The organism is Mesorhizobium sp. M1E.F.Ca.ET.041.01.1.1, assembly GCF_003997355.1.
GTDB lineage: Bacteria > Pseudomonadota > Alphaproteobacteria > Rhizobiales > Rhizobiaceae > Mesorhizobium.
The window spans coordinates 1-21307 of record NZ_RZSL01000044.1 but is presented as its reverse complement, the minus strand read 5'-3'; the positions used below and the strand labels follow the sequence as shown (position 1 = coordinate 21307).

The window sequence follows — 21307 nt, the reverse complement described above, 5'->3', positions numbered from 1 at the left end:
GTATGAAGGAACGCGACGCTGCTTGCCCGGGAGGTCGAGCAGACCCGTGGTCAAAACGAAAAAAGGCGGCCGAAGCCGCCTTTCCGAAACGCGTCTATCGAAAAGCCTTACTCGGCCGAAGCGGCCTCGGCAGCCTTCTTCTCGGCGGCGTCCTGCGCGGCCTTCTCGACGGCCAGCGCCTCGGCGGCGGCGACCTTCTCGGCCTCGATGCGGGCGCGCTCGGCGTTCAGAGCGTCGCGCTCCTCGTCGTTCAGCTTGCGGGCGCGCACACCGGTGTTCTCCGAAATGCGGGCCGACTTGCCGCGGCGGTCACGCAGGTAATAGAGCTTGGCGCGGCGCACCTTGCCGCGGCGCACGATCTCGACGCCCTCGACCATCGGCGAATAGATCGGGAAAACGCGCTCGACGCCTTCGCCGTAGGAAATCTTGCGGACGGTGAAATTCTCCTGGAAGCCGGAGCCTGAGCGGGCGATGACGACGCCCTCATAGGCCTGGACGCGGGTGCGGCTGCCTTCGGTGACGCGCACCTGGACGCGCACGGTGTCGCCGGGCTGGAATTCGGGCAGCTTGCGCTTGGCTTCGATCTTGGCGGCCTGTTCGGCCTCGAGCTGACGGATGAGGTCCATCTCAAAAATCCACTTCTTGTTCTTCCGACAGTCAGAGCGTCCTCGGCTCGCCTTGCAGTTCCATTGACCGCTCGGCTATGCCCTTTGCCGAAAGCATTGGGCAGGGACGGCTACACCGCCATTGTTGACGGGTCCAGAAGATCGTTCTTCCGGTTCGGGCGGCCACATACCGCTATTTCGGCACTTTGTCACGTCTTTGAAGCACATTTTTTGCCTGCATGGCACCATCTTATTGTCGCCGTGTCGGTTGCGTCAGCCGCGCAAGGTTCCTAAGCGGGGAAAGTTCATTCCCTTGGTGTTTCCTCAATGACATTCTTCGATGCCGTCCTGCTCTTTGTCGCGGGTTTTGCTTCGGGCGCCGCCAACGCGGTCGCCGGCGGCGGCACCTTCCTCACCTTCGGCGCCATGACGCTGGTCGGACTGCCGCCGATCGCCGCCAACGCCACTTCCTCGGTGACGCAGCTGCCAGGCTACATCACCTCGACGCTCGCCTATTGGACCGATATCCGGCATTTCTGGCGCGGCGCGCTGCTGCTTTGCCTGATCTCGGCCCTCGGCGCGCTGGCCGGCTCGCTCATCCTGCTGGCGCTCACCAATCCGTCGTTCCGGGCGCTGGTGCCGTGGCTGCTGATTGCCGCCACCGCCCTGTTCGCCGCCGGGCCGTGGCTGAAACCGGCGGCCGGGCCGGAGCACCAGGCCTCGGTCGGCTCGCTTGCCGGTTCGCTTGCGCAGTTCGCGACCGCGGTCTATGGCGGCTTCTTCGGCGCCGGCATGGGCGTCATGATGCTGGCGACCCTCGGCCTGACGCAAGCCGGCGACTATCATCGCCTGAACGCGTTGAAGAACATGCTGTCCATCGTGATCGCGGTCGTCGCCATTCTGGTCTTCGTTTCCGGAGGCGTCGTCGCCTGGCCGCAGGCGATCGTCATGATCCCGGGCGTCGCGCTCGGGGGCTATGCCGGAGTGTGGATCGCCAAGCGCGTGCCGCAAGGCGTGGTGCGCGGCTTCGTCGTCGCCGTCGGCCTGCTCCTGGCCTTCTACTACTTCACCAAGGGGTGAGTGCCTGCCAGCAGATCCGGCCGCCGCTCCCTGGTCAACTTAATCGCCTCGGCGCGCCGCCATTCGGCGATCTTCCTGTGGTTGCCGGAGATCAGCACCTCGGGGATTTGCCGGCCTTCGAACTCCTGCGGCCGCGTGTAATGCGGATGCTCGAGCAGGCCGTTCTCGAAACTTTCTTCCTCGCCCGAGACGGCGTTGCCCATGACGCCGGGCAGCAGTCGGACCACGGCGTCGAGCAGCACCAATGCCGCCGGCTCGCCGCCCGACAGGATGAAATCGCCGATCGAGACTTCCTCCAAATCGCGCGCCTCGATCAGCCGCTGGTCGACGCCCTCGAAGCGGCCGCACAGGATCACCGCGCCAGGCCCCGCGGCGAGCTCGCGCACGCGCGCCTGGGTGAGTGGCCTGCCGCGCGGGCTCATCAACAGGCGCGGCCGTGGATCGCCGGCCGGCGAAACGTGATCGATGGCCTTGGCCAGCACGTCCGCGCGCATCACCATGCCGGCGCCGCCGCCGGCCGGCGTGTCGTCGACGGTGCGATGCCTGTCGGGGGCGAAATCGCGGATCTGGATCGCCTCCAGCGACCAGGTGCCGGCTTCAAGCGCGCGGCCGGCGAGCGACAGGCCGAGCGCGCCCGGAAACATTTCGGGATAGAGCGTCAGCACCGAGGCGGCAAAGCTCAACGGTTGCCCCCGGCATCCTTCGGTCCGCGCGGCCGGCCTTTCGGATCGAAGCCGGAATGGCCTGGCGCCTCGCCATCCTCGTCGCCGACCAGACCCGCCGCCAGCGGATCGACCTGAACAAAGCCGTCGGCGATCGACACATGCGGCACCGCGGCCTGGGTGAACGGGATCAGCACGCCCTTGCGGCCGGCGAGCGTGACGTCGAGAATGTCGCCGCCGCCGAAATTGTGCACGGCGACAACCCTGCCGATGGCCCCTGTTTCGTCCCTGACCTCCAGGCCAATCAAGTCGGCGTGGTAGAATTCGTCCTCCTCGCCGTCGTCCGGCAGCACCGAGCGGTCGACGAAGAGTTCTGTGCCGGCAAGCGTCTCGGCGGCGGTGCGGTCGTTGACGCCCTTGAAGCGCACCACCACCACCGTGCCGGCCGGCCTGATGTCGAGGATCTGGAAGGCTCGGCCGTCCTTGGCCTGGAGCGGCCCGTAGTCGGCGAGCGCCAGCGGATCGCCGGTGAAGGTCTTCACCCGCAATTCGCCCTTGATGCCATGCGCGGCGCCGATCACGGCCATCTGGACGGGGTTCTCGAGCTTCGACATGGCGTCACTTCCTTTGCCCTGCTCTACCCCCCTATGGCTGTCATTTCAATGACGCGCTCTTCACCGGTTCCTAACCTCCCCGCCGGAATATGCCGCCATGCAGGAATTCCTCATCCCGGCAAAGCCCGACCTCCAGGCGGCGCGCGAGAACTGGCTTAAGATGCTGGCGCGCGAGCGCCGGCTGTCGCCTGAGACGGTCGAAGCCTATGAGCGCGACACGCGCCAGTTCCTGCACTTTTTGACCGGACATTGCGGCGGTCCGCCCGGCATCGCCGATATCGCCGACCTGCGGCCGGCCGATCTGCGCGGCTTCCTCGCCGCGCGCCGCAATGGCGGCGCCGGCGCCCGCACGTTGGGACGCGGCCTCGCCGGCATCCGCTCGCTGCTGCGCTTTCTCGAACGGCGCGGCCTCGTCAACGCGGCGGGTGCGGCGGCACTGCGCGCGCCGCGCCAGCCGAAATCGCTGCCCAAGCCGCTGACGGCGAGTGATGCGAAGCAGGTCGTTGGCATGGAGGGGCAGCTGGCGGAAGAGCCATGGATCGCCGCCCGCAACGCCGCCGTGCTGACGCTGCTCTACGGCTCCGGACTACGCATCTCCGAAGCGCTTGGGCTCACCGGCGCCGATCTGGCCACGGAAGTCGACACCGTGCTGCGCGTCACCGGCAAGGGCGGCAAGACAAGATTGGTGCCGGTGCTGCCGGTGGCGCAGCGAGCGGTTGCCGAATACCGGCGGCTCTGTCCCTTCCCTATCGACCCCAAGGGCCTGCTGTTCCGCGGCGCGCGCGGAGGGCCGCTGAACCCGGCGATCGTCCAGCGCGAGATGGCGAAGCTGCGCTCGGCGCTGAACCTACCGGACACGGCGACGCCGCATGCCTTGCGCCATTCCTTCGCCACGCATCTGCTTGGCCGCGGCGGCGACCTGCGCACCATCCAGGAGCTGCTCGGCCACGCCAGCCTGTCGACCACGCAGGTCTATACCGGCGTCGACACGGCGAGGCTGCTCGATATCTACGAACGGTCGCATCCGCGTGCCTGAGCGGAACTGCAGCGAAAATTTCGGTCGCCCGGTTAACCGTTTTGCCGCTTTTTCAGCTTAAGAAGCTCCTCATGAAACGCGTCATCGCCATCGCCGACCGCGCGGCTCTTGTCTCGTTGAAGCTGCTCGCAGCGCTCAACGTGCTGTTTTTCCTGTCGTTTCTCATCGTCCTGCTGCTGGCCGGCAGGGCGCATGCCGAGGCTCCCGCCTGCGGCGGCTCCGATCTGCTGGCAAGTCTGGCAAAGAGCGACCCTGCTGCCTTCAAGAAGGTCGAGGCCGAGGCAGCCGCCGTTCCCAACGGCAAGGGCCTGCTGTGGAAGCTGGAGAAATCAGGCGAAAAACCGTCCTATCTCTTCGGCACCATGCACATGACCGACGCGCGCGTCACCACGCTGCCGGCCGCGGCGCAGAAAGCCTATGACGGCGCCGACACCGTCATCATCGAAACCACCGAAGTGCTCGACAAGAGCAAGATGATGGCGGCAATCGCCGCAGAGCCCGGCCTGATGATGTTCACCGACAACACAACGCTGTCCTCGCTGCTGTCGCCCGAGGACGCGGCGGTGCTGAACAAGGGGCTCGATGCGCGCGGCATCCCGCCCGCGACGGTCGCCAAGATGAAGCCGTGGATCCTTTCGGCCATGGTGGCGCTTCCCGCCTGCGAAGTGGCGCGTCAGACCGCGGGAGCACCGGTGCTCGACGTCAAGCTGGCCACGGACGCAAAGGCGAACGGCAAGGCGGTCGAAGGTCTGGAAACCGTTGCCGGTCAGCTCCGCGCCATGGCTTCGCTGCCGCTTGCCTTTCACATGAAGGGGCTGGTCGATACGCTGAGGCTCGGCGACAAGGCCAACGACCTCAACGAGACCATGATCGTGCTCTACCAGCGTGGCGAGATCGGCATGTTCTGGCCGCTGTTTCGCACCGTGTTGCCCGAGGCCGAAAACGACCAGGCCGGCTATGCCGCCTTCGAGCAGACCATGATCACCAGCCGCAACAAGGTGATGGTGGAGCATGCCGAGCCGATTCTGGCCAAGGGCAACGTCTTCATGGCGGTCGGCGCGATGCATCTGCCGGGGCCCGAAGGACTGGTCGAGGATTTCCGCAAGGCAGGGTATAGTGTTACCGCCGTCAACTGAGTCGTCTGGCGGCTGGAGAGCGGAAAACGCCGTTTTTTCAGCGCTTTCCGTCCGCCTGCGTGAAACCGATTGCGGGATCGCGCGTTGATGGCTGTTGATTGAAGCCTTTCATTCCAAGGAGGACACCGTTCATGGCGAACCCTAACGACCCCTTCACCCCTCCGAGCACGCCTCCCTCGTCGGGTGGCGGCGGCAGCGGGTGGCTGATCGCCCTTGTTGTCATTATCCTGGCCATTGTTGCGTATTATGTTTTTGGCAGAAGCGGCGGCGAGAAGGCCCCGGCGCCCGCCGAGCCGCCGGCAGCTACGACGCCGGCCCCCGCGCCTGCAACTCCGGCTCCTGAGCCGGCGCCTGCAACGCCTGCTCCTGCGCCGGCACCTGCACCTGCGCCTGAACCGGCTCCCGCACCGGCACCTGCGCCCGCTCCGGCCCCAGCGCCTGCCCCGGCTCAGTAATCAGGCTAAAGCTCAACGACAAACGGCCCGCCGAAAGGCGGGCCGCATTGTTTGGTGGCAACCACGCCTTCGATGGGCGTTCGGCGCCGGCGCGTGGCGCGCAGCTAAATATGGATCGGCTTGAAGAACGTCGCCAGCGCCGCTTCCTTCACCGCTTCCGACATCGTCGGGTGCGCGTGGCAGGTGCGGGCGAGGTCTTCCGAGGAGCCGCCGAATTCCATCAGCACCGCGGCCTCGTGGATCATCTCGCCGGCGCCGAAGCCGACGATATGGACGCCGAGCACGCGATCGCTGGCCTTGTCGGCCAGGATCTTCACGAAACCGTCGGTGTGCAGCATGGCGCGCGCACGGCCGTTGGCGCTGAACGGGAACTTGCCCGCCTTGTAGTCGATGCCGGCCTTCTTCAATTCCTCCTCGGTCTTGCCGACGGAGGCGATTTCCGGGCTGGTGTAAACGACGCTCGGGATGACGTCATAGTTCACATGGCCGGCCTGGCCGGCGATTGTCTCGGCCACCGCCACGCCCTCGTCCTCGGCCTTGTGCGCCAGCATCGGCCCCGCGATGACGTCGCCGATGGCGTAGATGCCGGGCACGTTGGTCCTCAGATGCCCGTCGGTCTTGACCCGGCCGCGCTCGTCGACATCGACGCCCGCTTCCTTCAGCCCCAGGCTGTCGGCATAGGGGCGACGTCCGGTGGCGACCAGCACGACGTCGGTCTCGATGGTTTCGGCCGCGCCGCCCTTGACCGGCTCGAACGTCACGCTAGCGCCCTTCTTGGTTTTGGCCACATCGGTGACCTTGGCCCCTAACTTGAACTCGAAACCCTGCTTGGACAGCAGGCGCTGGAACTGCTTCGACACCTCGCCGTCCATGCCGCCGAGGATGGTGTCGAGGAACTCGACGACCGTGACCTTGGCGCCAAGCCTGGCCCAGACCGAGCCGAGCTCCAGCCCGATGACGCCACCGCCGACCACCACGAGGTGGCCCGGCACCTTGGCCAGCGACAGCGCGCCGGTGGAAGACACGATCACCTTCTCGTCGAAGTCGACCTTGACGCCCGGGATGCCGGCGACGTCGGAGCCGGTGGCGATGACGATGTTCTTGGTCTCGAGCTCCTCGACCTTGCCATCCTCGCCGGTCACCGACACCTTGCCGGCGGAAACCACCTTGCCGGTGCCGCGGAAGCTGTCGATCTTGTTCTTCTTGAACAGGAAGGCGACGCCGTTGACGTTGGACGCCACCGTCGCATCCTTGTGCGCCAGCATCTTCTTCAGGTTGAGCTTCGGCGCGCCGACCTCGACACCGAGCGCATCGAAGGCATGGCCGGCTTCAGCGAACATCTCGGAGGCGTGGAGCAGCGCCTTCGACGGGATGCAGCCGATGTTGAGGCAGGTGCCGCCGAAGGTGGCGTTCTTCTCGACCACCGCCGTCTTCAGGCCGAGCTGCGCCGCCTTGATGGCGCAGACATAGCCGCCCGGTCCCGATCCGATGATTACGACGTCATAAGCCATGAGACTGTCCTTCTTATCCGGCCTTCAGCGGCCGCCGCTCACATTGAGGATCGCGCCCGTTACATAGGAGGCCGCGTCCGACAGAAGATAGAGAACCGCGCTGGCGACCTCATCGGCCGTGCCCGCCCGTTTCATCGGCAGCATGTCCTGCATCCGCGCCACGCGCTCCGGCTGCCCGCCGGAGGCATGGATCTCGGTCTCGGTGATGCCGGGGCTGACCGCGTTGACGCGGATGCCTTCCAGCGCGACTTCACGCGCCAGCCCGATCGTCAGCGTGTCGATCGCGCCCTTGGAGGCGGCATAGTCGACATATTCGCCGGGCGAGCCGAGTCTCGCCGCCGCCGAGGACAGATTGACGATGGCGCCGCCCTTGCCGCCGTGGCGGGTCGACATGCGTTTCACCGCCTCGCGGGCGCAGAGGAAGGAGCCGACGACGTTGATGCTCATCATGCGCTCGACCCGCTCGGCGCTCATCTCGTCGACACGCGCCTTGACGTCGACGATGCCGGCATTGTTGACGAAAGCGTCGAGCCGGCCGAAGGCTTTGTCCACCGTTTCGAACATCGCGATCACATCGGCTTCGTCGCCGACGTCGCCCCTGACCGCGAAGGCCTCGCCGCCGGCGTCTTCGAGCTCGGCGACGAGCGCATCGGCGGCAAGCTGGTTGGAGACATAGTTGACGGCAACGCGATAGCCGGCCTGATTTGCCTGCCGGCAGATGGCGGCGCCGATGCCGCGGCTGCCGCCGGTGACCAGCAGCGTCTTCTTGTGCGTGCTCATTCCTGGCAGCCCTTCAGGGTAAAGACGTCCCACGGCACTTTGGAGAAGCCGGCTGGACCGTAAGCGGCCGACATCTGCAATGACGGCCCGAGATCGGGAAAGATCAGGCTTTTCGGCGCATCGGCGCCCTCGGCCGGCAGCAGGCCGACGCCGCCCTTCTCATCCGCCCTGTAGATGACACCTTCCCAGACCGTGCAGGCGGCAAGCTCCTCGCCGGTGACGTCGCCGGTCGGGCACTTGTACATCAGCGAGCCGTGCGGGCGCGAGGCGGAGCCCTCGGTCCACATGGCGATGCCGTCGAGCACGGTATTGTTGTCGAGGATCATGCGGAAGCTGTTGGTGATCGTCGCCGAGGTGCCGGTCGGGGTGAAGTCGATCTCGGCGCCGCTTTGCGCCTCGCCATAGACGGCGAGCTGGATCGGGCATGCGGCCTGGGCATCGGCCGCCACGAGAGCCGCGCTGGCCGCAAGCACGACCGGTCTGGCGGCGCCAAGCAGACGGGCTGTCATTCGCCGCCCCGATCGCGCGCCGCCACCCTGGCCACTCAGAGATCGAGCACCAGCCGCTCGGGATCCTCCAGGCTTTCCTTGACGCGCACGAGGAAGGTCACCGCTTCCTTGCCGTCGACGATGCGGTGATCATAGGAGAGCGCCAGATACATCATCGGGCGAATGACGATCTGGCCGCCGACCACCATCGGCCGCTCCTGGATCTTGTGCATGCCGAGGATGCCGGACTGCGGCGCATTCAGGATCGGCGTCGACATCAGCGACCCATAGACGCCGCCATTGGAGATGGTGAAGGTGCCGCCTTGCATGTCGGCAACCGAGAGCTTGCCGTCGCGCGCGGCGAGCCCCAGCCGGCCGATCTCCTTCTCGATCTCGGCAATCGACATCTGGTCGGCGTTGCGCACCACGGGCACCACCAGGCCCTTGTCGGTGCCGACGGCGACGCCGACATGGGCGAAGTTCTTGTAGATGATGTCGGTGCCGTCGATCTCGGCGTTGACCGCCGGGATCTCCTTCAGCGCATGCGTCACCGCCTTGGTGAAGAAGCCCATGAAGCCGAGCTTCACGCCATGCTTCTTCTCGAACACGTCCTTGTACTTGGCCCGAAGCGCCATCACCGCGCTCATGTCCACCTCGTTGAAGGTGGTGAGCATGGCGGCGGTCGACTGCGCCTCCTTGAGGCGGCGCGCGATCGTCTGGCGCAGCTTGGTCATGCGCACGCGCTCCTCGCGCGAGGCGTCGTCCGGCGTGGACGGGGCGCGGACAGCGACGGGCGCGGGCGCCGCTTTCGGCGCCTCGGCCGGCTGCGACGGCGCGCCCTTGGCGATCGCGTCGAGCACGTCGCCCTTCAGCACCTGGCCGCGCTTGCCCGAGCCGGAGAGCTGGTCGACCGAGAGATTGGCCTCCGCGATCAGCTTGGCGGCGGCCGGCGCCGGCGGCATGGTGCGCGGCTCGATCGGACCGGCGTCGCCGGCCATCTTGGCGGTCTCGGCCACGGCCTGCTTGACCGTGGACGCGGCGTCCGGGCTCGAGGCCTGCGCCCCCGCCTGCGGCTTGGTTGCCGGCGCGACGGCGGCGCCGCCAGCCGAAATCGAACCGAGCAGCGCGCCGACATTGACCGTCTCGCCTTCCTTGACGGCAATCTCGGCAAGCGTTCCGGCACCCGCGGCAGGCACCTCCACCGTCACCTTGTCGGTTTCGAGCTCGACCAGCGGCTCGTCGGCGGCGATCGCGTCGCCGACCTTCTTGAACCACTTGCCGACGGTCGCCTCGGTGACGGATTCGCCGAGTGTGGGGACGCGGATTTCGGTAGCCATTGTGCCTGTCCGTTCTTTTCTCTTCCTGAGGTCTGTTTCGTCCGCTCTGCCTATTCACCCAGCGCGTCGTCGAGCAGGGCGGCGAGTTGGCTGAGGTGCTTCGACATCAACCCTGTCGCCGGCGAGGCCGAGGCCGGACGGCCGGTGTAGCGCACCCGCTGATGCTTGGCGTCGATATGCGCCAGCACCCATTCGAGATAGGGGTCGATGAACGACCAGGCGCCCATGTTCTTGGGCTCCTCCTGGCACCACACCATCTCGGCATTGCGGAAGCGCGACAGTTCCGTGATCAGCGCCTTGGCCGGGAACGGATAGAGCTGTTCGACGCGCAGCAGGTAGATGTCGTTGATGCCGCGCTTCTCGCGCTCCTCGTAGAGGTCGTAATAGACCTTGCCCGAGCAGAGTACGACGCGACGGATCTTGGAGTCCTTGGTGAGCTTGATCGGCTGGTTGGGCAGAAGCTGCGCATCGTCCCACAAAAGCCGGTGGAACGAGCTCTCGCCCGACATTTCCGACAGCATCGACACCGCCCGCTTGTGGCGCAGCAGCGACTTCGGCGTCATCAGGATCAGCGGCTTGCGGAAATCGCGCTTCAACTGCCGGCGCAGGATGTGGAAGTAGTTGGCGGGCGTGGTGACGTTGGCCACCTGCATGTTGTCCTCGGCGCAGAGCTGCAGGAAGCGCTCGAGGCGTGCCGACGAGTGCTCCGGCCCCTGGCCCTCATAGCCGTGCGGCAGCAGGCAGACCAGACCCGACATGCGCAGCCACTTGCGTTCGCCGCTGGAGATGAACTGGTCGAACACCACCTGGGCGCCGTTGGCGAAATCGCCGAACTGCGCTTCCCAAAGCGTCAGCGCCTTCGGCTCGGCCAGGCTGTAGCCGTACTCGAAGCCGAGCACCGCCTCTTCCGACAGCATCGAGTTGATGACTTCGTAGCCGGCTTGCGCCGCCGACAGATTGTTGAGCGGGATGTAGCGGGTCTCGTCGCGCTGGTCGTAGAGCACGGAGTGGCGCTGCGAGAAGGTGCCGCGCTCCGAATCCTGGCCGGAGAGCCGGATCGGATTGCCGTCGAGCAGGATCGCGCCGAAGGCCAGCGCCTCGGCGGTCGACCAGTCGATGCCTTCGCCGGATTCGATCGCCTGGCGGCGATTCTCGAGGAAGCGCAGGATCGTCTTGTGCGCCTCGAAATCCTTCGGCACCTCGGTCAGCTTCTTGCCGATTTCCTTCAGCGTGCGGACCGGCACCGCGGTCTTGCCGCGCCGCTGTTCGTCCTGGTTGTCGGCGGTGCGCAGGCCGGACCAGGCGCCGTCCAGCCAGTCGGCCTTGTTCGGCTTGTAGGATTGGCCGACTTCAAATTCCTGCTCCAGATGCGCGCGCCAGTCGGCCCGCATCTTGTCGACCTCGGCCTGGGTGATGTGGCCTTCGGCGATCAGCCTGTCGGCGTAGACCTGCACCACCGTCTTATGGGTGCGGATGCTGCGGTACATGATCGGCTGCGTGAAGGCCGGTTCATCGCCCTCGTTGTGGCCGAAGCGGCGATAGCAGAACATGTCCACCACCACCGGCTTGTGGAACTTCATGCGGAACTCGGTCGCGACCTTCGCGGCATGCACCACCGCTTCCGGATCGTCGCCGTTGACGTGGAAGATCGGCGCCTCGATCATCTTGGCCACATCCGACGGATAGGGCGACGAGCGCGAGAAGCGCGGATTGGTGGTGAAGCCGATCTGGTTGTTGATGATGAAATGCAGCGTGCCGGCGACGCGATGGCCGCGCAGGCCGGACAGCCCGAACATCTCCGCGATCACGCCCTGGCCGGCAAACGCAGCGTCGCCGTGCAGCAAGAGCGGCATCACCTTGGCGCGTTCGGAAAGCGGCACGATCTCGCCGCGCTCGCGCCCGGCGAGCTGATCCTGCTTGGCGCGCGCCTTGCCCATCACGACGGGGTCGACGATCTCCAGATGCGAGGGGTTGGCCGTCAGCGACAGGTGCACCTTGTTGCCGTCGAACTCGCGGTCCGACGAGGCGCCGAGATGGTACTTAACGTCGCCCGAGCCCTCGACGTCGTCGGGCGCGGCCGAGCCGCCTTTGAACTCGTGGAAGATGGCGCGGTGCGGCTTGGCCATCACCTGGGAAAGCACGTTGAGGCGGCCGCGATGCGCCATGCCGAGCACGGCCTCCTTCAGGCCGAGCTGGCCGCCACGCTTGATGATCTGCTCCAGCGCCGGGATCAGCGACTCGCCGCCGTCGAGGCCGAAGCGCTTGGTGCCCTTGTACTTGACGTCGATATACTGTTCGAAGCCTTCCGCCTCGATCAGCTTCGACAGGATCGCCTTCTTGCCGGTGGCGGTGAAGGTGATCTCCTTGTCGGCGCCCTCGATGCGCGCCTGGATCCACGCCTTCTCTTCCGGGTCGGAGATGTGCATGAACTCGACGCCAAGGGTCGAGCAATAGGTGCGGGTGAGGATATCCAGCATCTGCCGGATGGTGCCAAATTCGAGCCCGAGCACATTGTCGAGGAAGATCGGCCGGTCATAGTCGGCTTCAGTGAAGCCGTAATTCTCCGGCGAGAGCTCGTTATAGTCCTCGAGCGGATTGGCGATGCCGAGCGGGTCGAGATTGGCGTGCAGATGGCCGCGCATGCGGAAGGCGCGGATCATCATGATGGCGCGCACGGAATCGCGCGTCGCCTGGTGCACGTCGGCGTCGGAAAGGACCGCGCCGTTGACGACCGCCTTGTCCTTCACCTTCTTTTCGATGTGCTTTTCGATCAGGCCCCAATTGCCGTCGAGCGCCGAGACCAGCTCGCCATTGGCCTGCATCGGCCAGGAAGGCCTCGCCCAGGAAGCGCCCTTGGCGTTCTTGCGCACATCCCCGGCGTCGTCCTTCAGCGCCGCGAAGAAGTCCTGCCATTCCGGATCGACGGAGGCAGGGTTGTCCTCATACGCGGCATAGAGCGCGTCGATGTAATCGGCATTGCCGCCATAGAGGAACGAGGTGAGCGAGAATTGGTCGTTGGCCTGATCTTGTCTTGCCATTTTCGTCTGCGGAGCCTGGCTCCGTCTCCTTTCGAGGGGAATAGGGAGTAGTCAGTAGTGAGTGGAAGGTGGAAATCCCCGCTCAGCTGCTACTCACCCGTTCGTCCCTTTTTCACTACTGACTACTGCCCTACTCACTACTGCCTTAACCTTTGATCGCCTCGACCAGCGTCGTGCCGAGCCGTGCCGGCGACGGCGAAACCTTGATGCCGGCCGATTCCATCGCCGCGATCTTGTCTTCCGCGCCGCCCTTGCCGCCGGAGATCACCGCGCCCGCATGACCCATGGTGCGGCCGGCCGGCGCCGTGCGCCCGGCGATGAAGCCCGCCATCGGTTTCTTGCGGCCGCGCTTGGCCTCGTCCTTCAAGAACTGCGCGGCGTCTTCCTCGGCCGAGCCGCCGATCTCGCCGATCATGATGATCGACTTGGTCTCGTCGTCGGCGAGGAACATCTCCAGCACGTCGATGAACTCGGTGCCCTTGACCGGGTCGCCGCCGATGCCGACAGCGGTGGTCTGGCCGAGGCCGACATTGCTGGTCTGGAAGACCGCCTCATAGGTAAGCGTTCCCGAGCGGGAAACAACGCCGACCGAGCCCTTGCGGAAGATGTTGCCGGGCATGATGCCGATCTTGCATTCGTCGGGCGTCAGCACGCCCGGGCAGTTCGGGCCGATCAGCCGCGACTTCGAGCGGTCGAGCCGCGCCTTGACCTTGATCATGTCCATCACCGGGATGCCCTCGGTGATGCAGACGATCAGCGGGATCTCGGCCTCGATCGCCTCGAGAATGGCTTCGGCCGCGCCCGCCGGCGGCACATAGACGACGGAGGCGTTGGCGCCGGTCTTTTCCTTGCCCTCGGCGACGGTGGCGAAGATCGGCAGGCCCTCGCCCTTGGAGCCGGTCCAGGTCTCGCCGCCCTTCTTCGGATGGATGCCGCCAACCATCTTGGTGCCGTGATAGGCCAGCGCCTGCTCGGTGTGGAACGTGCCGGTCTTGCCGGTCAGGCCTTGGACCAGCACCTTGGTGTTCTTGTCGACGAGAATGGACATCGCGGCCCTTTTCTAAAAACCGTTGATCGAGGAAGGCGAAACGCGCCGGTAGAGCCCGCTCACCATGTCTTGCCAGGCATCGCTGCCGGCGGGCTTGAACTGAAGTTTCATGCGATAGGTATCAGTGCCGTCAAAGCTGTAAGTCACGAGGGCGGCGCCGCGCGGCGACGACCTTTCCAGCACCAGCTCGTTGCCGCTCCATGTGCCCGTAGCCGGTGCCGCCGGCACGAAACCCATCGAATCGAACTGATGCATGGTGACGAGGCTGTTCGGCTGATCGAAACCGAACACGTTGTGCGCGCCGAACGAAACCGTGCCGTCGCGGCGCTGGCGATAGCGCTGCACCACGAACAGGCCGCCGAACTGCGCCTCGGCCAGCACTTCCGAAGTCGCCGCGCCGGCATCGGTCCATTGCGTGGCCGCAACATCTTCCTCGCCACGCCACGCGCCGACCAGCGCCTGCAGGCGCTGGTGATCGGCCGAGAGGGAGGAGAAAGGCGCCGCGTTCATGGTCAGAGCCGCTTCAGATCGGTGACGGTGAGGTCACTCTTGGCGTTGCCGGTGTTGAGCGTCGTCGCCGGCTCGAACATCAGCACCACCGGCTCGGCAGTGAGTGAACGCGGCCGGTGCTCGACGCCGCGCGGCACGACGATGAAATCGCCCTCGCCGAGCTCGACCGGCCCATCGCGGAAGTCGATGGCGATGCGGCCGCGCAGCACGAGGAAGGCTTCGTCCTCATTGTCATGCGCGTGCCAGTCGAACACCTCGCCGAACTTGGCGACCTTGGCCTGGCTGTCATTGACATCGCCGGCAATGTGCGGATCGAAGACCTTGGCGATCTTCGCGTCCGCCGCTTCGACCAGGTTTATCTTGCGCGGAGGCATCCGCTCAGCCCTTCACCGCCTTGACGATCTTCTTGGCCGCGTCGTCGAGGTCGTCGGCCGACACGACGTTGAGGCCGCTGTCGTTGATGATCTTCTTGCCGAGCTCGGCATTGGTGCCTTCCAGCCGCACGACCAGCGGCACCTTCAGCCCGACTTCCTTGACCGCGGCGATCACGCCCTCGGCGATGACATCGCATTTCATGATGCCGCCGAAGATGTTGATCAGGATGCCTTCGACCGCCGGATCCTTGGTGATGATCTTGAACGCCGCCGTGACCTTCTCCTTGGAGGCGCCGCCGCCGACATCAAGGAAGTTAGCCGGCTCAGCGCCGTAGAGCTTGATGATGTCCATCGTCGCCATGGCAAGTCCGGCGCCATTGACCATGCAGCCGATATTGCCGTCGAGCGCGACATAGGCGAGGTCGTATTTCGACGCCTCGATCTCCTTCTCGTCCTCTTCGGTGGTGTCGCGCAGCTCCATCACGTCCGGATGGCGGAAGAGCGCGTTGTTGTCGAACGACACTTTGGCGTCGAGCACGCGCAGATGGCCGTTCTTCATCACGATCAGCGGGTTGACCTCGAGCAGGCTCATGTCCTTCTCGACGAAGGCCTTGTAGAGGATCGGGAACAGCGTGCCGCCGTCTTGTGCCGCATCGCCGTCGAGCTTCAGCGCGGCGTTGAGCTTCTTCACGTCATCCGCCGAGACACCCTTCTCCGGGTCGATGGCGACGGTGAGGATCTTTTCCGGCGTGTCATGCGCCACCGCCTCGATGTCCATGCCGCCCTCGGTCGAGACGACGAAGGCGATGCGGCCGACCGAACGGTCGACCAGGATCGACAGATAGAGCTCGCGCTCAATGTCGGCGCCGTCCTCGATATAGAGGCGGTTGACCTGCTTGCCGGACGGCCCGGTCTGCTTGGTGACCAGCGTGTGGCCGAGCATCTCGTTGGCGTTGGCCACGACCTCTGCCGCCGACTTCGCCAGCCGCACACCGCCCTTGGCGTCGGGGCCGAGTTCCTTGAACTTGCCTTTGCCGCGGCCGCCGGCATGGATCTGGCTCTTCACCACGTAGAGCGGGCCGGGCAGCGCCTTGGCGGCGGCTTCCGCCTCGCTTGCCTTGAACACCGGAACGCCGTCCGCTACCGGCGCGCCGAACGACTTCAGCAGCGCCTTGGCCTGATATTCATGAATGTTCATGCGCTTGGTCTCCGGGGAGGACGATTACTTGCCGGCGAGATGCGGGGCGATCTTGGTGCAGGCCTCGGTCAGGCCCTGCACGGCCGCCACCGAATTGTCGAACATCTTCTGTTCGGCCTTGGCGAGGTCGATCTCAATGACGCGCTCGACGCCGCCGGCGCCGATCACCACCGGAACGCCGACATAGGTGTTCTTGACGCCATATTGGCCGGACAGGTGCGCCGCGCAGGGCAGCACGCGCTTCTTGTCCTTGAGATAGGATTCGGCCATGGCGATCGCCGAGGCCGCCGGCGCGTAATAGGCCGAGCCGGTCTTCAAGAGGCCGACGATCTCGGCGCCGCCGTCGCGGGTGCGCTGCACGATCTGGTCGAGCTTCTCCTTCGAAGTCCAGCCCATCTTGACGAGGTCAGGCAGCGGGATGCCCGCCACCGTCGAATAGCGGATCATAGGCACCATGCTGTCGCCGTGGCCGCCGAGCACGAAGGCGGTGACGTCCTCGACCGAGACCTTGAACTCTTCGGCCAGGAAATAGCGGAAGCGGGCGCTGTCGAGCACGCCGGCCATGCCGACGACATGGCTGGTCGGCAGGCCGGAGAATTTCTGCAGCGCCCAGACCATGGCGTCGAGCGGATTGGTTATGCAGATGACGAAAGCCTTCGGCGCGTATTTCTTCAGGCCCGCACCGACCTGTTCCATGACCTTGAGGTTGATGCCCAAGAGGTCGTCGCGGCTCATGCCCGGCTTGCGCGGCACGCCGGCGGTGACGATGCACACATCCGCGCCCTCGATGCCGGCATAGTCGTTGACGCCGGTCAGCCTGGCGTCGAACCCGTCGACCGGCGAGGACTGGGCGATGTCGAGGCCCTTGCCCTGCGGAATGCCCTCGGCGATATCGAACAGCACCACGTCGCCGAGATCCTTGAGGCCGATCATATGGGCGAGCGTGCCGCCGATCATGCCCGAGCCGATGAGCGCTATCTTGTTGCGTGCCATGTCAGGATGGTTTCCCTTTGTGTGTGACCGTGCCCCAAATCCTTGCAGACTTGATGACGGCGTCGAGGAGGCTGGAATGCTGCGAGGACCCGCGAGATTTCGCCGCACCGAATAGCTCCGGTGTGCAAAAAATTCAAACGATTATTTTGACCCTAGTGTTTTCAATCGGTTAGATGGTTTGGGAATTACGTAAACGTCAAAATTCTTGAGCCGACTGAGGAGAACTTACACGATGGACGTCGAAATCAGAAGGCTTCATCCCGGCGATGACGCCCTTGTGATGCGGGCGCCAAATCTCCCCCCTCGAGGGGGAGATGTCGCCAAAGGCGACAGAGGGGGTCACCGCGCGTGAAGCGCCGACGCGGTCTGCGTCGAGCCCGGTCGAACCGACCCCCTCTGGCCTGCCGGCCATCTCCCCCTCAAGGAGGGAGATCGGCCGTCGCGCCGGGTTTCGCCAATCTCCTGCGATGCAGGAGGGTAGCGAAACAATATCCCTACCCTCACGCCTGCCGAACCTCTGCCGGCGCCTCGACCTGCCGCCGTTCCGCCCAGCCTTCCAGCCAGTCGTGGCTCTGCATCTCGATCAGCCGCGAGGCGGTGCGCTCGAATTCGAACACTTCCGTGCCGCGCTTGGCGGTGTAGAGCTCGGAGGGCTGGGCGGCTGCGCTCATCACCAGCCGCATGCGATGGTCGTAGAGCGTGTCGATGAGCAGGATGAAGCGTTTGGCCTCGTTGCGCTTGCCTTCGCCGAGCACCGGCACATGATCTATGAAGACGGTCGAGAAACGGCCGGCGATCGCCAGATAGTCGCGCGCGCCGTGCGGCTTCTCGCAGAGGTCGGTAAAGGAAAAGCGGGCGGCATCGCCTGCGGCGCGCGGCACGACCAGGTGCCGCCCTTTCAGCGTGATCGTCACTTCTGCCGACGGCATGCCTTGCGTCATCGCCTCCCAGGCCTCGTCGAGCGCGCGGTCGGCCGCCTCATCGGCCGGCGTGACATAGACCGGCAGGCGGCTGAGCTTTTCCTGCCGGTAGTCCTTCTCGGCATCGAGCGTCAGCACATGCGTATTGCGTTCGAGCAGGCCGATGAAAGGCAGGAAGAGCTGCCGGTTCAGCCCGTCGCGATAAAGGTTCTCCGGCGCCACGTTGGAGGTGGCGACCAGCACGACGCCGTTGGAAAACAGCGCCGAGAACAGCCGCGACAGGATCATCGCGTCGGCGATGTCGGTGACGGAGAACTCGTCGAAGCACAGCACCCAGGCTTCGTCGGCCAGCGCGCGCGCCACCGGCGGGATCGGATCGTCCTCCTTGACGTCGCCATTCTTGCGCGCCGCCCGGTGCTTCTGGATGCGGTCCTGCACGTCGGCCATGAAATCGTTGAAATGGACGCGGCGCTTGCGCCTGACCGGCAAGAGCTCGAAGAACATGTCCATCAGCATGGTCTTGCCACGCCCGACGCCGCCATAGATATAGAGGCCCTTCACCACCTCGCGCGGCTGCTTTTTGCGCGCGAACAGCCAGCCCAGCGAGCTGGATTTCTGCGCCAGCCGTTTCGCGGAAATCTCGTCGGTCAGGCGGTCGAGCGCGGCGACGATGCGCTCCTGCGCCGGGTCGCGCTCGGTCGTGCCCGTCTCGACCAGATGGTCGTAGCGCTGCCTGACGGTCACATGGGTCTGGAGGCCGTCACGCAGATGCATAGGTCACGTCATTAATATTGAGCAGAATGCTCTAAAGAGGGCGACAAGGTGTGCTGAGATTCAGGTCAGGCCGAGCCGAGAATGGTGGCTTACGAGAACCGGAGCGGAGCGTACTTAAAGTACGTGAGCACCGGCCTACGCCGGCCATAGCCTCAATTTGACTTCCGCGCCAGTCATAAGTGCTTCGGCCGGCGAAGGCCGGAAGCCGCCGTTCGCAGGCCGGCATCACCTGAATATCAGCACACCCTTACCTTGTAAGCGAGATCGGCTGCCCATTGGAAGTCTGGCCGTCGAACTTTTCGCCGCCGGAGGAATAGAGCCTGGCCAGCGCGCCGCCGTTTTCGTCATAGAGCGTCAGCTGCTTGCCGGCGACGTTCCATGACTTGATGCCGTCGACCGGAGCCGGGCAGTGCAGCGGCCCGGCGCGATAGCCGGCGCCGAACTTGGTCTGCGGTGTGGCCACCTTGCAGCTCTGGCCGGAGACGTTGACGTTCCAGACGCCGGCGACGCTGGCCGCGGTCAGGTCCGTGGCGCCCGCGGGCGCCGCGCCATTCGGCGGCAGCGAGGCGACCTGGTTGTTCGCCGGCGCCGTCGGAAACTGCGATGGATCGGTGGTGCCGGGGGCGGCCGGTGGTGGCAGTTGGTTCTGCGTCACCGTGCCGGAGGGCGCCGGCGTCAGCGGCGCCGGCTGCTGGTCGTCCATCGACGAGAACCGCGAGGTCGAGCAGCCGCTCGCGACGAGCGCGGCCAGCGATACGGCCAAGAGGCCCGTTTTCGAAAAAGTGCGGGTCATCGAAAAAGTCATTCCAACCTCCGTCGGATCCGGTGGGGGGCGCCGTCCGCGTAAAACACCTGCTTCACCAAGATGGCGAAGGTGGCAGAATTTCAACCCGATATGGTTAAAATAGGGTTTTCGGAACTGGTGTTGCAAATTTATCGCAAGGCGTCGGGCGCCCGGATCACGCCGGGAGTCTGGGTCGTAACATATTGAAATTTCAGGCTTGCAGGCGCGCGCAGGGCACGAAGACATAGCCGTCCGGGCCGACGATGTAGCATTCGCGCAAGCCATGCGGCTTGTCGATCGAGCCGGCAAGCACGATGTGGCCGAGTGCCGCCGCCTTTTTCTCCACCGCGTCCGGATCGGCGCCATAAAGGCGCAATTCGATGCCGGCGCCGCGCGTCTCGGCACCGGCGATGACGCCGGTCATCGGATTGTCGAGAAAGCTATGGTCGGCATGCAGCATGAAGATCGAGCCCAGCAGCGCGATCGCCGCGAAATCCTCGTCGGCATAGATGATTTCGGCGCCGAGCACGTCGCGGCAGAAGGCCTCCATCGCCGCCATGTCGGTGACCAAGAGGTTCACGCCCACCCCACGCGGCAGCGAGCGGCCGAAATCCTCGGCCTTCATCCACGGCGTCTTGGTTCGTTTCTTTGCCACGGCGTTGTCCCTTCCACGCCACCGACCCTATACGAGGCCGGCCCCCGGCCCTTGGCATTCGCCAGCGAAATGCTTGCGCCAGTCGGCCGCGACCTTATTTCTGAGAAGTGGAACAGAGCGGACGGGAGAGACGATGGCCGCCGGAAAGAGAGCAGCCAACCGCTATTACAGCGGCCCGCCCAGCGACCATTTCGACGGCGCCCTGTTCTTCAATCCCGACGGCAAGCCGCCCGGGCGCTTCGCCGATCTTCTCAAATGGCAATTGAACGGCGGGCGCTCGAAATGGCCGGCGGCCCATCCAAGCCCTTATCCGCAAGCGAAGCCGGACAGACGCGTCGAAGGCAAGATGCTGCGGCTCATCATGGTCGGCCACGCCTCGCTGCTCGTCCAGACCGCCGGATTGAACATTCTGATCGACCCGGTCTGGTCCGAGCGCGCCTCGCCCCTCGCCTTCGCCGGCCCGAAACGGGTCAATGCGCCAGGCATTGCCTTCTCCGACCTGCCGCCGCTCGATCTCGTATTGGTCAGCCACAACCACTACGACCATCTCGACCTCGCCACGCTGCGGCGGCTGAAGCGCAGCCATGATCCATTGGTGGTCACGCCGCTCGGCAACGACGCCATCATCGGCAGCGCCGTGCCCGGCATAAGGCTCACGGCGCATGACTGGGGCGACAGGATCGAGGTCGGCAACGGCGCCGCGATCCATATCGAGCCGGCGCATCACTGGTCGGCGCGCGGGGCGCGCGACCGCCGCATGGCGCTGTGGGCGGGCTTCGTGATCGAGACGGCGGGCGGCAAGGTCTATTTCGCCGGCGACACCGGCTTCCATGGCGGGACCAACTACCGGCTGATGGCGGAAAAACACGGCGGCTTTCGGCTGGCCATCCTGCCGATCGGCGCCTACGAGCCGCGCTGGTTCATGGCGCCGCAGCATCAGAACCCGGAGGAAGCCGTGCAGGGCATGACGCTGTGCAACGCCGCCCACGCCGCCGGCTGCCACTGGGGCACCTTCCAGCTCACCGACGAGCCGATCGACGAGCCGGCGCAAAGGCTGGCCGAGGCATTGGCGGCCGAAGGCTTTTCGCACGAGCGTTTCCGCGCCATGCGTCCGGGCGAAGTGTGGGACGTGCCGTCGGCCTAGGTCGCGGAACCTGAAGCGCAAAGCCGCGTTGCTTCCTTGACACAATTCGGCAGGGAGCCCGTCTCATGATCAAGTGGATCATCATTCTTCTGATTGTCGCCGCGGCCGCGAGCCTGCTCGGCATGCCGGCGCTGGCCGGCGCCGCCGCCTTGGGCGCGCGCATCC

At 65.4% G+C, this 21307-nt stretch carries 21 protein-coding genes and 1 pseudogene; 5 read left to right on the top strand and 17 right to left on the bottom strand.

Going from position 1 to position 21307, the window contains the following annotated elements; all coding sequences use genetic code 11:
• Nucleotides 1-107: 107 nt before the first annotated feature.
• Nucleotides 108-626: a 50S ribosomal protein L19 gene (gene rplS, locus EOA38_RS06505; RefSeq protein ID WP_126091201.1), complete on the bottom strand. Its 519-nt coding sequence runs from the start codon at nt 624-626 to the stop codon at nt 108-110.
• Nucleotides 627-932: 306 nt separating this feature from the next.
• On the opposite strand from rplS, the gene EOA38_RS06500 reads away from it, so the two are divergent.
• Complete coding sequence (locus tag EOA38_RS06500) at nt 933-1685, top strand: sulfite exporter TauE/SafE family protein (RefSeq protein ID WP_126091200.1); 753 nt, start codon at nt 933-935, stop codon at nt 1683-1685.
• Here the strand turns inward: EOA38_RS06500 and trmD are convergent.
• Complete coding sequence (trmD, locus tag EOA38_RS06495; RefSeq protein ID WP_127298783.1) at nt 1667-2368, bottom strand: tRNA (guanosine(37)-N1)-methyltransferase TrmD; 702 nt, start codon at nt 2366-2368, stop codon at nt 1667-1669. The two genes, EOA38_RS06500 and trmD, sit on opposite strands and share 19 nt — an antisense overlap.
• On the bottom strand, nt 2365-2961 hold the full coding sequence (rimM, locus tag EOA38_RS06490; RefSeq protein ID WP_127298782.1) for a ribosome maturation factor RimM: 597 nt from the start codon (nt 2959-2961) through the stop codon (nt 2365-2367). Before rimM ends, trmD begins: the two co-directional genes overlap by 4 nt.
• 97 nt (nt 2962-3058) lie before the next feature.
• Here rimM and EOA38_RS06485 point away from each other — a divergent pair, with 97 nt between their 5' ends.
• Both EOA38_RS06485 and EOA38_RS06480 read left to right on the top strand, forming a co-directional pair.
• Nucleotides 3059-3997, top strand: coding sequence for a tyrosine recombinase XerC (locus EOA38_RS06485; protein WP_127298781.1), 939 nt, complete (start codon nt 3059-3061; stop codon nt 3995-3997).
• A 71-nt stretch (nt 3998-4068) separates the two neighbouring features.
• Nucleotides 4069-5133, top strand: a complete 1065-nt coding sequence (locus tag EOA38_RS06480) for a TraB/GumN family protein (RefSeq protein WP_127298780.1) — start codon at nt 4069-4071, stop codon at nt 5131-5133.
• A gap of 303 nt (nt 5134-5436) precedes the next feature.
• On the opposite strand, the gene EOA38_RS38995 is transcribed toward EOA38_RS06480, so the two are convergent.
• The 14 genes from EOA38_RS38995 to EOA38_RS06410 all read right to left on the bottom strand — a co-directional run bounded on the left by EOA38_RS38995 (nt 5437) and on the right by EOA38_RS06410 (nt 19998).
• A complete protein-coding gene (locus EOA38_RS38995) occupies nt 5437-5604 on the bottom strand; it encodes a hypothetical protein (RefSeq protein WP_189434524.1) in 168 nt (55 codons plus the stop codon).
• 88 nt (nt 5605-5692) lie between these two features.
• Nucleotides 5693-7099 carry a dihydrolipoyl dehydrogenase gene (gene lpdA, locus EOA38_RS06470; RefSeq protein WP_127298778.1) on the bottom strand — a complete coding sequence of 469 codons (1407 nt, stop codon included), beginning with the start codon at nt 7097-7099 and terminating at the stop codon, nt 5693-5695.
• Between the two features lie 24 nt (nt 7100-7123).
• Entirely contained in the window at nt 7124-7879 is a 756-nt protein-coding gene (locus EOA38_RS06465) for a glucose 1-dehydrogenase (protein ID WP_127298777.1), read from the bottom strand.
• Nucleotides 7876-8388, bottom strand: a complete 513-nt coding sequence (locus EOA38_RS06460; RefSeq protein WP_126091192.1) for a hypothetical protein — start codon at nt 8386-8388, stop codon at nt 7876-7878. The genes EOA38_RS06465 and EOA38_RS06460 overlap by 4 nt, the downstream gene beginning before the upstream one ends.
• A 35-nt stretch (nt 8389-8423) precedes the next feature.
• On the bottom strand, nt 8424-9704 hold the full coding sequence (gene odhB, locus EOA38_RS06455) for a 2-oxoglutarate dehydrogenase complex dihydrolipoyllysine-residue succinyltransferase (RefSeq protein ID WP_127298776.1): 1281 nt from the start codon (nt 9702-9704) through the stop codon (nt 8424-8426).
• A gap of 50 nt (nt 9705-9754) precedes the next feature.
• Nucleotides 9755-12742 (bottom strand): 2-oxoglutarate dehydrogenase E1 component, encoded by a 2988-nt coding sequence (locus EOA38_RS06450; RefSeq protein ID WP_127298775.1) that lies wholly within the window; start codon nt 12740-12742, stop codon nt 9755-9757.
• A 145-nt stretch (nt 12743-12887) separates the two neighbouring features.
• Nucleotides 12888-13790 (bottom strand): succinate--CoA ligase subunit alpha, encoded by a 903-nt coding sequence (gene sucD, locus EOA38_RS06445; protein ID WP_127298774.1) that lies wholly within the window; start codon nt 13788-13790, stop codon nt 12888-12890.
• Nucleotides 13791-13802: 12 nt separating this feature from the next.
• Complete coding sequence (locus EOA38_RS06440; protein WP_127298773.1) at nt 13803-14300, bottom strand: DUF1579 family protein; 498 nt, start codon at nt 14298-14300, stop codon at nt 13803-13805.
• Between the two features lie 2 nt (nt 14301-14302).
• Nucleotides 14303-14674 (bottom strand): cupin domain-containing protein, encoded by a 372-nt coding sequence (locus tag EOA38_RS06435; RefSeq protein WP_126091187.1) that lies wholly within the window; start codon nt 14672-14674, stop codon nt 14303-14305.
• A 4-nt stretch (nt 14675-14678) separates the two neighbouring features.
• On the bottom strand, nt 14679-15872 hold the full coding sequence (sucC, locus tag EOA38_RS06430; protein WP_126091186.1) for an ADP-forming succinate--CoA ligase subunit beta: 1194 nt from the start codon (nt 15870-15872) through the stop codon (nt 14679-14681).
• 24 nt (nt 15873-15896) lie between these two features.
• Nucleotides 15897-16865 (bottom strand): malate dehydrogenase, encoded by a 969-nt coding sequence (mdh, locus tag EOA38_RS06425; protein ID WP_126091185.1) that lies wholly within the window; start codon nt 16863-16865, stop codon nt 15897-15899.
• A gap of 500 nt (nt 16866-17365) precedes the next feature.
• A complete protein-coding gene (gene zapE / locus EOA38_RS06420; RefSeq protein WP_127298772.1) occupies nt 17366-18559 on the bottom strand; it encodes a cell division protein ZapE in 1194 nt (397 codons plus the stop codon).
• A 247-nt stretch (nt 18560-18806) separates the two neighbouring features.
• The gene (locus tag EOA38_RS06415; protein ID WP_245480784.1) at nt 18807-19364 is read right to left on the bottom strand and encodes a protease inhibitor Inh/omp19 family protein; all 558 of its coding nucleotides are present in this window, start codon (nt 19362-19364) and stop codon (nt 18807-18809) included.
• Between the two features lie 190 nt (nt 19365-19554).
• Nucleotides 19555-19998, bottom strand: a complete 444-nt coding sequence (locus EOA38_RS06410) for a VOC family protein (protein WP_245480783.1) — start codon at nt 19996-19998, stop codon at nt 19555-19557.
• 133 nt (nt 19999-20131) lie between these two features.
• Between EOA38_RS06410 and EOA38_RS06405 the strand changes: the two genes are divergently transcribed.
• Complete coding sequence (locus EOA38_RS06405; RefSeq protein ID WP_127298771.1) at nt 20132-21142, top strand: MBL fold metallo-hydrolase; 1011 nt, start codon at nt 20132-20134, stop codon at nt 21140-21142.
• A gap of 65 nt (nt 21143-21207) precedes the next feature.
• Nucleotides 21208-21307, top strand: a pseudogene (locus EOA38_RS40230) (DUF1328 domain-containing protein); the annotation flags it as partial.

Coding starts and splice junctions, on each gene's coding strand:
- zapE (WP_127298772.1), bottom strand. CDS start 18,559: ATGCATCTGCGTGACGGCCTCCAGACCCATGTGACCGTCAGGCAGCGC.
- EOA38_RS06465 (WP_127298777.1), bottom strand. CDS start 7,879: ATGAGCACGCACAAGAAGACGCTGCTGGTCACCGGCGGCAGCCGCGGC.
- mdh (WP_126091185.1), bottom strand. CDS start 16,865: ATGGCACGCAACAAGATAGCGCTCATCGGCTCGGGCATGATCGGCGGC.
- odhB (WP_127298776.1), bottom strand. CDS start 9,704: ATGGCTACCGAAATCCGCGTCCCCACACTCGGCGAATCCGTCACCGAG.
- sucD (WP_127298774.1), bottom strand. CDS start 13,790: ATGTCCATTCTCGTCGACAAGAACACCAAGGTGCTGGTCCAAGGCCTG.
- rimM (WP_127298782.1), bottom strand. CDS start 2,961: ATGTCGAAGCTCGAGAACCCCGTCCAGATGGCCGTGATCGGCGCCGCG.
- lpdA (WP_127298778.1), bottom strand. CDS start 7,099: ATGGCTTATGACGTCGTAATCATCGGATCGGGACCGGGCGGCTATGTC.
- EOA38_RS06480 (WP_127298780.1), top strand. CDS start 4,069: ATGAAACGCGTCATCGCCATCGCCGACCGCGCGGCTCTTGTCTCGTTG.
- EOA38_RS06500 (WP_126091200.1), top strand. CDS start 933: ATGACATTCTTCGATGCCGTCCTGCTCTTTGTCGCGGGTTTTGCTTCG.
- EOA38_RS06415 (WP_245480784.1), bottom strand. CDS start 19,364: ATGACTTTTTCGATGACCCGCACTTTTTCGAAAACGGGCCTCTTGGCC.
- EOA38_RS06450 (WP_127298775.1), bottom strand. CDS start 12,742: ATGGCAAGACAAGATCAGGCCAACGACCAATTCTCGCTCACCTCGTTC.
- EOA38_RS06440 (WP_127298773.1), bottom strand. CDS start 14,300: ATGAACGCGGCGCCTTTCTCCTCCCTCTCGGCCGATCACCAGCGCCTG.
- rplS (WP_126091201.1), bottom strand. CDS start 626: ATGGACCTCATCCGTCAGCTCGAGGCCGAACAGGCCGCCAAGATCGAA.
- sucC (WP_126091186.1), bottom strand. CDS start 15,872: ATGAACATTCATGAATATCAGGCCAAGGCGCTGCTGAAGTCGTTCGGC.
- EOA38_RS06405 (WP_127298771.1), top strand. CDS start 20,132: ATGGCCGCCGGAAAGAGAGCAGCCAACCGCTATTACAGCGGCCCGCCC.
- EOA38_RS06435 (WP_126091187.1), bottom strand. CDS start 14,674: ATGCCTCCGCGCAAGATAAACCTGGTCGAAGCGGCGGACGCGAAGATC.
- EOA38_RS06485 (WP_127298781.1), top strand. CDS start 3,059: ATGCAGGAATTCCTCATCCCGGCAAAGCCCGACCTCCAGGCGGCGCGC.
- EOA38_RS06460 (WP_126091192.1), bottom strand. CDS start 8,388: ATGACAGCCCGTCTGCTTGGCGCCGCCAGACCGGTCGTGCTTGCGGCC.